At 71.4% G+C, this 14,215-nt stretch carries 13 protein-coding genes; 6 read left to right on the forward strand and 7 right to left on the reverse strand.

What is annotated here, in order from left to right; translation table 11 throughout:
- Positions 1 to 413 precede the first annotated feature (413 nt).
- Positions 414 to 1,412 (reverse strand): hypothetical protein, encoded by a 999-nt coding sequence (locus AB0E88_RS23925; protein WP_361633779.1) that lies wholly within the window; start codon positions 1,410 to 1,412, stop codon positions 414 to 416.
- Positions 1,413 to 1,535: 123 nt separating this feature from the next.
- Entirely contained in the window at positions 1,536 to 2,663 is a 1,128-nt protein-coding gene (locus AB0E88_RS23930; RefSeq protein ID WP_361633781.1) for an alpha/beta hydrolase-fold protein, read from the reverse strand.
- Between the two features lie 234 nt (positions 2,664 to 2,897).
- Here AB0E88_RS23930 and AB0E88_RS23935 point away from each other — a divergent pair, with 234 nt between their 5' ends.
- The 6 genes from AB0E88_RS23935 to AB0E88_RS23960 all read left to right on the forward strand — a co-directional run bounded on the left by AB0E88_RS23935 (position 2,898) and on the right by AB0E88_RS23960 (position 8,164).
- On the forward strand, positions 2,898 to 4,709 hold the full coding sequence (locus tag AB0E88_RS23935) for a phosphatidylglycerol lysyltransferase domain-containing protein (protein ID WP_361633784.1): 1,812 nt from the start codon (positions 2,898 to 2,900) through the stop codon (positions 4,707 to 4,709).
- Between the two features lie 175 nt (positions 4,710 to 4,884).
- A complete protein-coding gene (gene folP, locus AB0E88_RS23940; RefSeq protein ID WP_361633787.1) occupies positions 4,885 to 5,862 on the forward strand; it encodes a dihydropteroate synthase in 978 nt (325 codons plus the stop codon).
- A complete protein-coding gene (locus tag AB0E88_RS23945; protein WP_361633790.1) occupies positions 5,859 to 6,362 on the forward strand; it encodes a nuclear transport factor 2 family protein in 504 nt (167 codons plus the stop codon). The genes folP and AB0E88_RS23945 overlap by 4 nt, the downstream gene beginning before the upstream one ends.
- Before the next feature lie 258 nt (positions 6,363 to 6,620).
- Positions 6,621 to 6,980, forward strand: coding sequence for a dihydroneopterin aldolase (folB, locus tag AB0E88_RS23950; RefSeq protein ID WP_361633792.1), 360 nt, complete (start codon positions 6,621 to 6,623; stop codon positions 6,978 to 6,980).
- On the forward strand, positions 6,977 to 7,588 hold the full coding sequence (gene folK / locus AB0E88_RS23955) for a 2-amino-4-hydroxy-6-hydroxymethyldihydropteridine diphosphokinase (protein WP_361633795.1): 612 nt from the start codon (positions 6,977 to 6,979) through the stop codon (positions 7,586 to 7,588). The genes folB and folK overlap by 4 nt, the downstream gene beginning before the upstream one ends.
- An 87-nt stretch (positions 7,589 to 7,675) precedes the next feature.
- On the forward strand, positions 7,676 to 8,164 hold the full coding sequence (locus AB0E88_RS23960) for a DUF3180 domain-containing protein (RefSeq protein ID WP_361633798.1): 489 nt from the start codon (positions 7,676 to 7,678) through the stop codon (positions 8,162 to 8,164).
- A gap of 40 nt (positions 8,165 to 8,204) precedes the next feature.
- On the opposite strand, the gene folE is transcribed toward AB0E88_RS23960, so the two are convergent.
- The 5 genes from folE to AB0E88_RS23985 all read right to left on the reverse strand — a co-directional run bounded on the left by folE (position 8,205) and on the right by AB0E88_RS23985 (position 14,162).
- A complete protein-coding gene (folE, locus tag AB0E88_RS23965; RefSeq protein WP_361633801.1) occupies positions 8,205 to 8,810 on the reverse strand; it encodes a GTP cyclohydrolase I FolE in 606 nt (201 codons plus the stop codon).
- 133 nt (positions 8,811 to 8,943) lie between these two features.
- Positions 8,944 to 10,986, reverse strand: coding sequence for an ATP-dependent zinc metalloprotease FtsH (gene ftsH / locus AB0E88_RS23970; protein ID WP_361633804.1), 2,043 nt, complete (start codon positions 10,984 to 10,986; stop codon positions 8,944 to 8,946).
- Between the two features lie 183 nt (positions 10,987 to 11,169).
- Entirely contained in the window at positions 11,170 to 11,730 is a 561-nt protein-coding gene (hpt, locus tag AB0E88_RS23975) for a hypoxanthine phosphoribosyltransferase (RefSeq protein WP_361633926.1), read from the reverse strand.
- 65 nt (positions 11,731 to 11,795) lie between these two features.
- Positions 11,796 to 12,836, reverse strand: a complete 1,041-nt coding sequence (tilS, locus tag AB0E88_RS23980; RefSeq protein WP_361633807.1) for a tRNA lysidine(34) synthetase TilS — start codon at positions 12,834 to 12,836, stop codon at positions 11,796 to 11,798.
- Between the two features lie 192 nt (positions 12,837 to 13,028).
- On the reverse strand, positions 13,029 to 14,162 hold the full coding sequence (locus tag AB0E88_RS23985) for a zinc-dependent metalloprotease (RefSeq protein WP_361633810.1): 1,134 nt from the start codon (positions 14,160 to 14,162) through the stop codon (positions 13,029 to 13,031).
- Positions 14,163 to 14,215 lie beyond the last annotated feature (53 nt).

Below are 14,215 nucleotides of genomic sequence, written 5' to 3' on the forward strand. Positions count from 1 at the left end.
TGACCGCCCGCCTGAACGGACCGCCCGCCCCGCGCCCCGCACCGGACCCAGTAGGTGCGACGGGCCGCAGGCGCCGACGGCGGGAAGGGGACGGGGTGGGGGGTGTCCGCCCGCAGCGTCCGGCACCGGGCAACGGCGCCCCTCGTCGGAAACGGGCGGCCGGACCGAGGACGGACACCCCCCACCCCGGCCCCGACTCACAGACCACCGCAGGCGAGACCGCAACCACCCACCGGACAGCAAGGGGCCGCCGCAGGCACAAAAGGGGCGCGGGGAACGGCGCGAGCAACCACCCACGCACCCGCAGACGACGACACACCCGCTCCGGGCGCCCAGGAAACGGACAACCACAGCACCGCCCACCACAGAGCGCAGGCCCCGCCCAGCCCACCCCTCCTGACAAACCGACGGAGTCAGGACGCTGCGCTGCGCAAGCTCTGCACGTCGATCTGCTCCGTCTCGTCGTGGGCCGTCAGGTCGATGACCTGGCCCGCGCGGGGCGTGGTGTCGTCGGCCGGCTTGAAGGCGGACTCCGCCTTGTGCAGCGCGAGCGCCTCCTGGCCGACCACGTCGGCGAGGTCCTCGTTCTGCACGGCCTCCAGGGCCGCGGGCGTCGGCGACGACTTCGTACCGAAGAAGTCGAACTCGCCCTCCGTCACAGGACGTCGTACCGGCGGCGCCGGCGGTACGACGGCCACGGCGGTCGGCACGGCGAAGTGACCGCTGCCCTGGCTCTCCGGCTTCTCGCCGGCGGCGGCCGCGTGCTCCTGCGCGTCGGCCGCCCCGGACTTCCCCTCGTCCTCGTCCTCCCGCTCGGCGCCGGTGGCGAGGCGGATCAGCGCCGCGTTCGCCGCCTGGAACAGGCGCGCGCCCTCCCGGGAGAAGGCCGCCGGGGCCGGGCCCACCGGCTTGTCCGCGGCGTCGTCCTTCGGGGCCGCCGGCGGCAGTGCGCGTACCGGGGCCTCGAGTTCGAGCAGGCGCCGGCCCTCCAGGGCGCTGGCCCGCTCCGTCTCCGCCGTGGCGTAACGGCGCAGCAGGGCCGCGTGCTCGTTGCGCAGGCCCGCCAGCTCCGTGCGCTTGGCCCGCAGCCGCTGCTCGAGCTTGGCGCGCAGTTCGCGCGACTCCTCCAGGTCGGTCTCCAGTTCGGCGACCCGCTCCTCGTAGCGCCACTCGTCGCTGGCACGCGCGCGCGTGAGGTCGGCCACCTGCTTGCCCGCCTGGATGTCCCAGCGCCGCATGACGAACGCGCCGAGGACGGCCGTCACCGCGCCCGCCCCGGCCAGGATCCGCAGCACCAGGGCGTCCGTGGACACCCAGGGGCCTAGGGCGCAGACGACCGAGACACCTGCGATCGCCGACGGCGGCAGCACCCTGTGCAAGGGCGGGGAATGGCGGTGACGTCCACGTGGCATGGCCAGAAACTTACCGCGCGTAGGCGGCTCGTGAAGCCCCGCCCCGTAAAAACAGAGCCATGGGCAAGGGTTCACGGAGCATCAGCAAAAGGCAAGGGGCGCAAGGGCTGCGGTCGGCCCGCGTCAGCCCGCCGTCAGCCGGCCGCTGAGCCACGCCAGCGACTCGGGGATCTCGCGCCGCCACGTGTTGAAGTTGTGCCCGCCGCTGTCGAGGATGATCGACGAGATACGGGTCGTACCGGTCGCCTTCACCGCGTCGATGAACTTCGTCGTGCTCTTGTAGTTGTTCTCCCCCACCTTGCTGCTGGTGACGAGCAGTGAGGTGTCGGGCGCCGGCATGTGCTTGAGGCACCACATCAGGTCGGCGCGGTTGCGCAGCTGCTTGTCACCGTGGAAGAGGTCGCCCGTGGTCGGGTCGACGGGCGCCTTGTAATAGGGGGAGAGGCCCACGGCCGCCGCGTACGCGTCCGGGTGGTGCATGGCGAACTTCAGAGCGCAGTAACCGCCGGTGGAATCACCTATGACGCCCCAGGAGCCCGGGCCGTGACCCACCCGGTAGTGGGCCGACACCGCCTGCGGCAGGTCCTTGGCGAAGAACGTCTCCGTCTGCGGGCCGCCCGGCACGTCCACACACTCGGTGTCGCGCGGGGGCGCGACCGTCGGCCGCATCATCACCAGGATCATCGGCTGCATCCGGCCCTGCTTGGCGAGATCGCGCGCGGTGCGCGGGTAGTGCAGCTTGTCCACGAGCGCCTCCGCCGTCCCGGGGTAGCCCGTCAGGACGACGGCCGCGGGGAACGCGCGCTTGGCGTACTGCTTCTGGAAGTACTCCGGCGGCAGGTAGACGTACGCGGGCGTGGCGATGCGGGTCTTGGCGCCGGTGATGGCGACCTTCTGGATCTGCCCACCGATCTCCGGCCGGCCCCCGCCCGCCTTGCTGACCTTGCGGGTGTCGAGCACCTGGAGCGGGCCGCCGTCGGGGCCGTGCGCGTTGTGGTCGACGACCACACCGGCACCGTTCTCCTGCCCGAAGAGGTCGGCCCAGCTGGCGTAGAAGCCGAAGGAACGGTTCGCCGCGAGTCCCACGCACGCGAACAGCGTCACCTGCGTGACGAGCAGCAGCCCGACCCGCCCGGCGATCGCGCGCCAGTTGCGGCGCGACAGACGCGGCCACAGCCACACCGTGCCGACGAACAGCACCGCGGCGACCACGATCGCCAGCAACAGCACCTTCTTGCTCGTGAGACCCATGGGGTGTTCCTGCCTGCGCTTTCCATCCGGGACCGGCGCATCCCCCCGCTTCCTTCGCGAAGGCTTGCCCCGGACTTTTCTCGGCCTTTGAACCGGCTTTGACGGGGCGAGTGAACCTCTCTCCCCTGGACACCGTCCTAGAGGACGCAATGTCGCCGGATGCCCGATACGGCACCGGGTTCAAGGTCTCTCGCAGAACTACGGGATGCGATGTCTGTCAGGGAAGATGGGGAAATGTCGGACGGGGTTCCGAGCCGATCAAGCCGGGTACGGCGCTTCGTGCGCGGCCCGCGCCCCGAGGCCAGTCCGGTCCTCGTCGGCAGAGCGGCCGCGCTCGTGGGTGTCCTGGACATCGCCGCGGGGGTCTTCCCGCGGTTCAGGCACAGCCGTATGCACGCGATCGCCGAAGTGCTGCCCGGCTCGTTCGGGCCGTTCGCGGCGGCGGTCTCGCTGGCCGACGGAATCCTGCTGCTGCTGCTCGCCCACGGCCTCAAGCGCGGCAAGCGCCGCGCCTGGCGCGCCGCCGTCGTGCTGCTGCCGGTCGGCGCCGTGGCCCAGTTCGTGTACCGGCACTCGGTCATCGGGGTGCTGATCTCCGCCGCGCTGCTCGCGCCGCTGATCCTGCACCGCGACCAGTTCACGGCCCTGCCCGACCCGCGCAGCCGCTGGCGGGCCCTGGCCAACTTCGTCCTCATGAGCGCCGGATCCCTCGTGCTGGGGCTGATCATCGTCAGCGTCCACCCGAACCGGATGGTCGGCGACCCGAGCCTGGCCGACCGGATCACGCATGTGATCTACGGCCTGTTCGGCTTCGAGGGACCGGTCGACTACCAGGGCAACACCTCCTGGACCGTCGCCTTCTCCCTCGGCGCGCTCGGCTGGCTCACCGCCGTCACCACCATCTACCTGGCCTTCCGCCCCGAGCACCCGGCCGCCCGCCTCACCGAGGACGACGAGGCACGGCTGCGCGACCTGCTCGCCAAGCACGGCGGACGCGACTCCCTCGGCCACTTCGCGCTGCGCCGCGACAAGGCCGTCGTCTTCTCCCCCAGCGGCAAGGCCGCCGTCACCTACCGCGTCGTCTCCGGCGTCATGCTCGCCAGCGGCGACCCCATCGGCGACGTCGAGGCCTGGCCGGGCGCCATCGAGCGCTTCATGGACGAGGCCAAGGCCCACTCCTGGACGCCCGCCGTGGTCGGCTGCTCCGAGACCGGCGGCGAGGTATGGACCCGCGAGACCGGCCTCGACGCCCTCGAACTGGGCGACGAGGCGGTGGTGGACGTCAAGGATTTCTCCCTCTCCGGGCGTGCGATGCGCAACGTGCGCCAGATGGTCAAGCGCATCGAGCGGGCCGGTTACGAGACGCGAGTACGGCGTATCGGTGACCTCGGCGAGGCCGAGCTGGATCGCATCCGGCGCGCGGCCGACGACTGGCGCGGCACCGACACCGAGCGCGGCTTCTCCATGGCGCTGGGCCGCCTCGGCGACCCCGCCGACGCGGACTGCCTCGTCGCCACCGCGCACAAGGCCGACGACGAACCCGGCGCGTACGGCGACCTCAAGGCGATCCTGCACTTCGTGCCCTGGGGCAAGGACGGCGTCTCGCTCGACCTGATGCGACGCGACCGCAGCGCCGACCCCGGCATGAACGAACTGCTGATCGTGGCCGCCCTGCAGGCCGCCCCGAAGCTCGGCATCGAGCGCATCTCGCTGAACTTCGCCGTCTTCCGCTCCGCGCTCGCCCGCGGCGAGAAGCTCGGCGCCGGCCCGGTGCTGCGCACCTGGCGCGGGCTGCTGATCTTCCTCTCGCGCTGGTTCCAGATCGAGTCGCTGTACAAGTTCAACGCCAAGTTCCAGCCGCGCTGGGAGCCGCGCTTCATCGTCTACCGCGCCTCCGCCGACCTGCCCCGCATCGGCTTCGCCTACATGCAGGCCGAGGGCTTCGTGAACCTCGCCCCGCCGCTGCCGCGCTTCCTGCGCCGCCGCACCGCCGCCCAGCGCCCGTGCGCCCACGGCGTGGCCGAACGCGACGTACGCGCGGCCTGACCCCCGCGCGCATGCCGCCCACCCGTCCACGCACGCGTGGACACCCGCCCCGCGTCCCCGCGCGCGGGGCGCCCCGGCCGACCCGGACGGCCCGCGCACGGGTCCCCGCCGTCACCGGGGCCCGCGCCCGGGCCGTCCGGCGATACGGCCCCGGTGAGGGGCCTACGCTGAACATATGAGCAACCACAGCGGACGCCGACGCGCCGCGGGCCTTCCGGACTGGGACCGCTGCGCGGTCATGGGTGTCGTGAACGTCACCCCCGACTCCTTCTCCGACGGCGGCCGCTGGTTCGACACGACCGCCGCCGTCAAGCACGGCCTCGACCTCGTCGCCCAGGGCGCCGACCTGGTCGACGTCGGCGGCGAGTCGACCCGCCCCGGCGCCACCCGCGTCGACGAGGACGAGGAACTGCGCCGGGTCATCCCCGTCGTACGGGGCCTCGCCTCCGAGGGCGTCGTCGTCTCCGTGGACACCATGCGCGCCCGGGTCGCCGCCCAGTCCCTCGCGGCCGGCGCCGCCCTCGTCAACGACGTCAGCGGCGGCATGGCCGACCCCTCGATGATCCCCGCCGTCGCCGACGCCGGCGCCCCCTTCGTCGTCATGCACTGGCGCGGCTTCCTCCAGGGCGGCAACGTCCCGGGCCACTACGCCGACGTCGTCACCGAAGTCGTCGACGAGCTCCACGCACGCGTGCAGGCCGCCCTCGACGGCGGCATCACCCCCGACCGGATCATCGTCGACCCGGGCCTCGGCTTCTCCAAGGACGCCGAGCACGACCTCGCCCTCCTCGCCCACGCCCACCGGCTCCACGCGCTCGGCCATCCGCTGCTCATCGCCGCCTCCCGCAAGCGGTTCCTCGGCCGCATCCTGGCCGGTCCCGACGGCGCACCGCCGCCCGCCCGCGAACGCGACGCCGCCACGGCAGCCGTCTCCGCGCTCGCCGCACACGCCGGCGCCTGGGCGGTCCGCGTCCACGAGGTCCGCGCCACCGCGGACGCGGTACGGGTCGCCCGCGCCGTGGAAGGGGCGCGCACGGCGCCCGACGCGCACCCTGGCACCCCCGCGCACCCTGGCACCCCCGCGCGCCCTGAGCCCTCCGTGGACCCCGCCTCCCCCGAGCCCGGTACCCGCGGGCCCGAAGGAGCCCGGTGAGCGCCCCGCACACCGACGTCGAACAGGTCGAGGCCGCCAACACGGCCTTCTACGAGGCACTGGAGCGAGGGGACTTCGAGGAGGTCGCCTCGGCCTGGCTCACCCCGGCCGACCTGGGCGTCGACGAGACCTACCACGACCCGGCCGACGCCGGCGTGGTCTCCTGCGTACACCCCGGCTGGCCCGTGCTCACCGGCCGCGGCGAGGTCCTGCGCTCGTACGCGCTGATCATGGCCAACACCGACTACATCCAGTTCTTCCTCACCGACGTGCATGTCTCGGTCACCGGCGACACAGCCGTGGTCACCTGCACCGAGAACATCCTCAGCGGCGGCCCCGCCCCCACCGAAGGCGAGGAGCTGGGACCGCTCGTCGGCCAGCTCGTGGTCGCCACGAACGTGTTCCGGCGCACGCCGGAGGGGTGGAAGCTCTGGTCGCACCACGCCTCGCCCGTTCTGGCCGAAAACGACGAGGACGAGGACGAGGAGTCACCCTCCTGAGTGGGTAGGTGATCTACGGGACCACCCGCGAGGCCAGGAAGTGGCTGGAATCACGGGCGCCCGGGCCGAAGCGGCCACCAGCCCGTGAGCCAGCGGGTTTCCCAGGGGAAACACGCGGTGAACCCTGTCCGAACCGCGCCGGCCCGCCGACCCGTGGCCCGGCGCTGTCGGTGCCCGCAGGTAGATTCGACTGAGGCCGACGCACCGCCCGCACGCGGTACGGACCGGCCGCACCCGACGATTGCAGGAGTGATTCGCGTGGATCGTGTCGCGCTGCGCGGCCTGAAGGCCCGCGGGCACCACGGTGTGTTCCCCAAGGAACGCGAAGAGGGCCAGACCTTCATCGTGGACCTCGTGATCGGCCTGGACACCCGGCCGGCCGCGGCGGACGACGACCTGGCGAAGACCGTGCACTACGGCATCGTGGCCGAGGAGGTCGTGGCCGCCGTGGAGGGCGAGCCCGTGAACCTCATCGAGACCCTCGCCGAGCGCATCGCCCAGGTGTGTCTGAAGCACGAGGGGGTCAAGGAGGTCGAGGTGTGCGTCCACAAGCCGGACGCCCCGATCACCGTCCCCTTCGACGACGTGACCGTCACGATCACCCGGAGCCGAGTATGACTGCACCCTTCACCAAGGGTCACAGCGACCCGACCGTCCAGCCGGTACCCGCCTCCGTCGTCGAGCAGGTCGACGCCGCCGACACCACGCTGCAGAACCCGAAACGGGCCGTGATCGCCCTCGGCTCCAACCTCGGCAACCGGCTGGAGACCCTCCAGGGCGCCATCGACGCCCTGGAGGACACGCCGGGCGTGCGCGTCAAGGCCGTCTCCCCGGTCTACGAGACCGAGCCGTGGGGCGTGGACCCCGGCAGCCAGCCGTCGTACTTCAACGCCGTCGTGCTGGTGAAGACCACCCTGCCCCCGTCCTCCCTGCTGGAGCGGGCGCACGCGGTGGAGGAGGCCTTCCACCGGGTGCGCACCGAGCGCTGGGGCGCACGCACCCTCGACGTCGACATCGTCGCCTACGCCGGTGTCGTCTCCGAGGACCCGCACCTCACCCTCCCCCACCCGCGCGCCCACGAGCGCGCCTTCGTCCTCGCCCCCTGGTACGACGTCGAACCCGACGCCGAACTGCCCGGCCGAGGCATGATCGGGCAGCTCCTGGACACCGTCACCCGAGAGGGTGTCGCGCCCCGCAAGGACCTGGAACTCCACCTGCCCGAGTAGTCGTTAAGGTCGACGCGGGGCCGCGTGCGCGGCCGCACAGGACGGGAGCCGCCCGTCCACCCGGTCCGGGGGAGCTGAAGGGTCACCGTGAGAGAGCTGCGCATCAGGGCGCTGGTCGGTGTGTTCGTCGTCGCCGGGATCCTGTCCTGGGCCGGCGCCCGCCTGTGGAACTCGGTGGGGACGCTGCCCAGCGTCCCCCTGGCCGCCCCCATCGTCCTCGCGCTGATCGCGGTGGTCCTGCTGGCCACGGCGCTGTCGCTGCGGGCCCGCCTCAAGGCGCAGCGCGACCGCGTCCCCGACGCCAAGGGCGTGGACCCGCTGATGGCGGCCCGGGCGGTCGTCTTCGGCCAGGCCAGCGCGCTGGTCGCCGCCCTCGTCGCCGGCATGTACGGCGGCACGGGCGTCCTCCTGCTGGAACTCCTGGACATCCCGGCCCGCCGCGACCAGGCCATCTACGCCGGCTTGTCGGTCGTCGCAGGCATCGCCGTGATAGCGGCAGCGCTGTTCCTGGAGCGAGTCTGCAAGCTCCCCGAAGACGAAGACGAAAACAACAACGGGGCGGCCCACCCCGCGTGACACCGCCCCGTACGAGCTCGCGGGCTCGTGGTGACCGGCCTCAGTTGGCCATGATCAGGCTCATCGCCTCGTTGCGGGTCGCCGCGTCCCTCAGCTGACCGCGCACGGCGGAGGTGATGGTCTTCGCGCCGGGCTTGCGGATACCGCGCATCGACATGCACATGTGCTCGCACTCGATGACCACGATGACCCCGCGCGGCTCCAGGATCTCCATCAGGGCGTCCGCGACCTGCGTGGTGAGTCGTTCCTGCACCTGGGGGCGGCGGGCGTAGACGTCCACGAGCCGCGCCAGCTTGGACAGGCCGGTGATCTTCCCGCTGGTGGACGGGATGTAGCCGACGTGGGCCACGCCCCGGAACGGCACGAGATGGTGCTCACAGGTCGAGAACACTTCGATGTCCTTCACCAGCACCATCTCGTCGTGGCCGATGTCGAACGTCGTGGTCAGGACATCCTCGGGCTTCTGCCACAGGCCCGCGAATATCTCCTTGTACGCCCGGGCCACGCGCCCCGGCGTCTCCCTGAGGCCCTCGCGGTCCGGGTCCTCGCCGACCGCGATGAGGAGTTCGCGTACGGCGTTCTCGGCACGCTTCTCGTCGAACTCGCCGATGGTGCCTTCGCCGTCCAGCGTCACGGGGTCGGTCATCTGGTTCCTCGTTCCTGTACCTGTCACACGTGGGAGGCCACGCGCTGCAAAACCGCGGTATACGAAAAGCCGCGCCCCCCAGGCTAGAACCCGGGGGGCGCGGCATCCATTCCGGCCCGGTGGCCGGAACGGCTCAGCTCTCGGGGCGGTCCTCACGCGCCGGCTCGGTCGTGGGGGCGGGGTCCGCCGCCGTCGACTTCGCCGTGCTGATCGCGGCCGTCGCGCCGTTGGCGCCGTTCGTCAGGGCGAGCTCCTTCGGGGAGAGCACCGGCGGACGGGTGGACGGCGTGCGCCGGGAGGAACCCGTCCACGCGGGCCGCGGCGGGCGCTTGACGATGGGGGCGAAGATCTCGGCGATCTCCTCCTTGCCCAGCGTCTCCTTCTCCAGCAGCTGCAGGACGAGGTTGTCGAGCACGTCGCGGTTCTCGACCAGGATCTCCCAGGCCTCGTTGTGCGCGGTCTCGATGAGCTTCTTGACTTCCTCGTCCACCAGCGCGGCGACCTCCTCGGAGTAGTCGCGCTGGTGAGCCATCTCACGGCCCAGGAACGGCTCGCTGTTGTCGCCGCCGAACTTGATCGCGCCGAGACGCTCGGTCATGCCGTACTGGGTGACCATCGCGCGGGCCAGGTTGGTGGCCTTCTCGATGTCGTTCGCGGCGCCCGTGGTGGGGTCGTGGAAGACCAGTTCCTCGGCCGCGCGACCGCCCAGCATGTAGGCGAGCTGGTCGAGCATCTCGTTGCGGGTGGTGGAGTACCTGTCCTCGTCCGGCAGCACCATCGTGTAGCCCAGGGCGCGGCCGCGGGACAGGATGGTGATCTTGTGGACCGGGTCGGAGTTCGGTGAGGCCGCCGCGACCAGGGCGTGTCCGCCCTCGTGGTACGCGGTGATCTTCTTCTCCTTGTCCGACATGATGCGGGTCCGCTTCTGCGGGCCGGCGACGACGCGGTCGATCGCCTCGTCGAGCATCTTGTTGTCGACCAGCTTCTGGTTGGAGCGGGCCGTGAGCAGCGCCGCCTCGTTCAGCACGTTGGCCAGGTCGGCACCGGTCATGCCGGGGGTGCGCCGGGCGACGGCCGACAGGTCGACGTCCGGGGCGACCGGCTTGCCCTTCTGGTGGACCTTGAGGATCTCCAGACGGCCCTGCAGGTCCGGCGGGTCGACGGCGATCTGCCGGTCGAAGCGTCCGGGGCGCAGCAGCGCCGGGTCGAGGATGTCGGGCCGGTTGGTGGCGGCGATCAGGATGACGCCGCCCTTCACGTCGAAGCCGTCCATCTCGACGAGCAGCTGGTTCAGGGTCTGCTCGCGCTCGTCGTGGCCGCCGCCGAGGCCGGCGCCGCGGTGGCGGCCGACCGCGTCGATCTCGTCGACGAAGACGATCGCCGGGGCGTTCGCCTTGGCCTGCTCGAACAGGTCACGGACTCGGGAGGCACCGACACCGACGAACATCTCGACGAAGTCGGAACCGGAGATCGAGTAGAACGGGACGCCCGCCTCGCCGGCGACGGCGCGCGCGAGCAGGGTCTTGCCGGTGCCCGGGCGGCCGTAGAGCAGCACACCCTTGGGGATCTTGGCGCCGACGGCCTGGAACTTGGCCGGTTCCTGGAGGAACTCCTTGATCTCCTGGAGCTCCTCGACGGCCTCGTCGCAGCCGGCGACGTCGGTGAACGTCGTCTTGGGGGTGTCCTTGGTGATGAGCTTGGCCTTGGACTTGCCGAAGTTCATCACGCGGCTGCCGCCGCCCTGCATCTGATTCATCAGGAACAGGAAGACCACCACGATGAGGACCAGCGGCAGCCCCAGGGAGAGCAGGATCCCGAGGAACGGGTTCTGCTTCGAGGGCGAGACCGTGTAGCCCTTCGGGATCTGCTTGTCCTGGAACTTGGTCTGCAGCGTCCCGGCGATGGTCACCCCCTGGTCGCCGATGTAGCTGGCCTGGATCTTCGAGCTGCCGTCGACCTTGACGCCGTCCTTCAGCTCGACCTTGATGTTCTGCTCGTCGCCGGTGGTGAGCTTGGCCTGCTCGACCTTGTTGTCGTTGATGGCCTGGACGACCTGGGAGGTGTCCACCGTCTTGTAGCCGCCGGACGAGCCGACGACCTGCATCAACACGACCACGGCAAGGACGGCCAGCACGATCCACATGACCGGCCCACGGAAGTATCGCTTCACGTCCATCCACACGGAGCGGTGCCGCCCCGTCCCTCCTGCCATAGTGAGTTTGATAAGACAGTTCTTCTGACGGTACCCCAGCCTTGGCGTCCGAAGCCGCACGGGAGCGCTGGGGAACCCGTCTGCATGCTCCAACGGAGGGAGCCCCGCCGGGGTTCCCGATCGTCGCGGGAACCGTGCCCGGGTGGGCTAGCCGCCGTAGACGTGAGGCGCGAGCGTACCGACGAACGGCAGGTTGCGGTACTTCTCGGCGTAGTCGAGGCCGTAGCCGACGACGAACTCGTTGGGGATGTCGAAGCCGACCCACTCCACGTCGATGGCGACCTTCGCGGCGTCCGGCTTGCGCAGCAGCGTGCACACCTTCAGCGAGGCGGGCTCGCGCGAGCCGAGGTTGTTGATCAGCCAGGACAGGGTCAGGCCGGAGTCGATGATGTCCTCGACGATCAGGACGTGGCGGCCCTTGATGTCGGTGTCGAGGTCCTTGAGGATCCGCACGACACCGGAGGACTGGGTGCCCGCGCCGTAGGAGGAGACGGCCATCCAGTCCATGGTGACGGGGGTGGACAGCGCCCGGGCCAGGTCGGCCATGACCATCACGGCGCCCTTGAGCACACCGACGATCAGCAGGTCCTTGCCCGCGTACTCCGCGTCGATCTTCGCGGCCAGCTCGGCCAGCTTCGCGTCGATCTCTTCTTTGGTGATGAGCACCTGCTGAAGGTCGGCACCCATGTCGTTCGCGTCCACCCGCATCACTTTCGGTCGGTCGTCCCACCGGCCGGTCCGGCCCCTGCCGCAGGTGCGAAAGGGGTCGGGACTCAGCCTTGCCGAATCACCAGTCTGCCACCCTGGCGCTGGGCGACGACTTTGCCGGGCAGATTGATGGCTCCCTGACCGCGCCAGCCGGTGATCAGCCGGTCCATCTCCTCGATGTGCCGGGCGAAGAGGGAACCGGCCGGGGCACCGGCCTCGATGGCGGCGCGGCGCAGGATCCTGCGGCGTACGGCGGGCGGGAGGGCGTAGAGCTTGGCGCACTCCAGCCGGCCGGCCGCGTCGCGCACGCCGGCCTCGGCCTGGCTGGCCCAGGCGTCGAGGGCGTCGGCGTCGTCGCGGGAGAGCTGGGCCGTGCGGGCGAGGGCTTCCACGACGCCTTTGCCGAGGGCCTTCTCCAGGGCGGGCAGGCCCTCGTGGCGCAGCCGGGAGCGGGTGTAGGCGGGGTCGGTGTTGTGCGGGTCGTCCCAGACGGGCAGGGACTGGACCATGCAGGCCTTGCGGGCGGTCTGCCGGTCGAGTTGGAGGAAGGGGCGCCGGTAACGGCCGCCGGCCCCCGAGACCGCGGCCATGCCGGACAGGGAGCGGATGCCGGAGCCGCGGGCGAGGCCGAGCAGGACGGTCTCGGCCTGGTCGTCGCGGGTGTGGCCGAGCAGGATCGCGGCGGCGCCGTGGCGTTCGGCGGCGTCGTCGAGGGCGGCGTAGCGGGCGTCCCGGGCGGCGGCCTCGGGGCCTCCGTCGCGGCCGACGGTGACGGCGGTGGACTCCACGGGTGCGAGGCCGAGGTCGGTCAGGCGCAGGACGACTTCGGCGGCGCGCAGGTCGGAGCCGGGCTGCAGGCCGTGGTCGACGGTGATGCCGCCGGCGCGGATCCCGAGCCGGGGGGCCTCGAAGGCGAGGGCGGAGGCGAGCGCCATGGAGTCGGCGCCGCCGGAGCAGGCCACGAGCACGAGCGGCGCGGGCGGGCGCTCGAGGAGGGCGGTCCCGGCGGAGGCGGCAGCCGGGGAGGCGTGCTGTTCGGTGAGGATGTCGTGGAGGACGCGGCGGACCGCCAGGCGTATCGCCGCGACCGCAGGATGGGGACCCATGTCCGGTTCCCTTCAGGAAGCTCGTCGGGGGGTGAACCCGAGTCGGTCACTCAGAGTGTGTAGATGGTGACAGAAACGGGCGGTGACCCGAGCATTGCACGCCTGTCCACGGCTCACGGTCCCTCGGACGGGTGATTGCGGGGGCGTTCTCCTGCCGTCGGCCGGATCGTGTTCACCACGGTGGTCCGCCGTTCACGCCTCGGGCCTGCGGTGCACCCGCGCGACCCAGTCCGCCGGTTTGGAGATCTCCGCCTTGGTCGGGAGTGTGTTCGGGGAGGTCCACACGCGGTTGAAGCCGTCCATGCCGACCTCGTCGACGACGGCGCGTACGAAGCGCTCGCCGTCCCGGTACTGCCGCAGCTTGGCGTCCAGGCCGAGCAGTTTGCGCAGGGCGAGGTCCAGGCGGGAGGCGCCCTTGGCGCGGCGCTGCTGGAACTTCTCGCGGATCTCGGCGACGGAGGGCACGACGGACGGGCCGACGCCGTCCATCACGAAGTCGGCGTGGCCCTCCAGCAGGCTCATCACGGCGGTGAGGCGGCCGAGGATCTCCCGCTGGGCGGGGGTCTGGACGATCTCCACGAGGGAGCGGCCGCCGTCGTCCTCCTCGCCCTCGGGGCGGCCGCCGGCCAGCGACTGGGCGGCCTCGCGGATGCGCTCCAGGATGGTCATGGGGTCGACGTCGGTCTCGGCGAGGAACGACTGGATCTCGCCCTCCAGATGGTCGCGCAGCCACGGCACGGCGCTGAACTGCGTGCGGTGCGTCTCCTCGTGCAGGCAGACCCAGAGGCGGAAGTCGTGCGGCTGGACGTCGAGTTCGCGCTCGACGTGGACGATGTTGGGGGCGACGAGCAGCAGGCGGCCGCCGCCCTGCTCGCCGGCCGGGAGTTCGCGGGTGGAGGGGGCGAAGGTCTCGTACTGGCCGAGGACGCGGGAGGCGAGGAAGGACAGGAGCATGCCCAGTTCGACGCCGGTGACCTTGCCGCCGACGGCGCCGAGGACCTGTCCGCCGGGGGTGCTGCCGCGGCGCTCCTGCATCTTCTGCAGCAGCGGCTTGAGGATCTCGCGGAACCCGGCGACGTTCGCCTTCACCCAGCCCGGGCGGTCGACGACGAGGACCGGGGTGTCGTGGATCTCGCCGGTCCCCATACGAGTGAAGCCCCGGACGTGCTCCTCCGAGGCCTTGGCGTGCCGGCGCAGTTCCGTGACGACGTCACGGGCCTCCTCGCGGCTGACTTCGGGGCCCGGCCGTACGAGCCGGGTCGCGGTCGCGACCGCGAGATTCCAGTCGATCATCCCAGCAGATGCGGCACCACCGATGCTCGTCATGTGTCAACCGTACGTGAGCGTTCCCGCTGGGGGCAGGCCGTGGGACGGGCGTC

The sequence above is a fragment of the Streptomyces sp. NPDC028635 genome (genome assembly GCF_040637635.1).
Taxonomy (GTDB): domain Bacteria; phylum Actinomycetota; class Actinomycetes; order Streptomycetales; family Streptomycetaceae; genus Streptomyces.

Bases quoted from the DNA above. Each gene is read 5' to 3' on its own strand.
- AB0E88_RS23935 (WP_361633784.1), top strand. From the start codon at position 2,898: ATGTCGGACGGGGTTCCGAGCCGATCAAGCCGGGTACGGCGCTTCGTG.
- folK (WP_361633795.1), top strand. From the start codon at position 6,977: ATGACTGCACCCTTCACCAAGGGTCACAGCGACCCGACCGTCCAGCCG.
- folP (WP_361633787.1), top strand. From the start codon at position 4,885: ATGAGCAACCACAGCGGACGCCGACGCGCCGCGGGCCTTCCGGACTGG.
- ftsH (WP_361633804.1), bottom strand. From the start codon at position 10,986: ATGGACGTGAAGCGATACTTCCGTGGGCCGGTCATGTGGATCGTGCTG.
- folE (WP_361633801.1), bottom strand. From the start codon at position 8,810: ATGACCGACCCCGTGACGCTGGACGGCGAAGGCACCATCGGCGAGTTC.
- AB0E88_RS23925 (WP_361633779.1), bottom strand. From the start codon at position 1,412: ATGCCACGTGGACGTCACCGCCATTCCCCGCCCTTGCACAGGGTGCTG.
- AB0E88_RS23985 (WP_361633810.1), bottom strand. From the start codon at position 14,162: ATGACGAGCATCGGTGGTGCCGCATCTGCTGGGATGATCGACTGGAAT.
- tilS (WP_361633807.1), bottom strand. From the start codon at position 12,836: ATGGGTCCCCATCCTGCGGTCGCGGCGATACGCCTGGCGGTCCGCCGC.
- hpt (WP_361633926.1), bottom strand. From the start codon at position 11,730: ATGCGGGTGGACGCGAACGACATGGGTGCCGACCTTCAGCAGGTGCTC.
- AB0E88_RS23930 (WP_361633781.1), bottom strand. From the start codon at position 2,663: ATGGGTCTCACGAGCAAGAAGGTGCTGTTGCTGGCGATCGTGGTCGCC.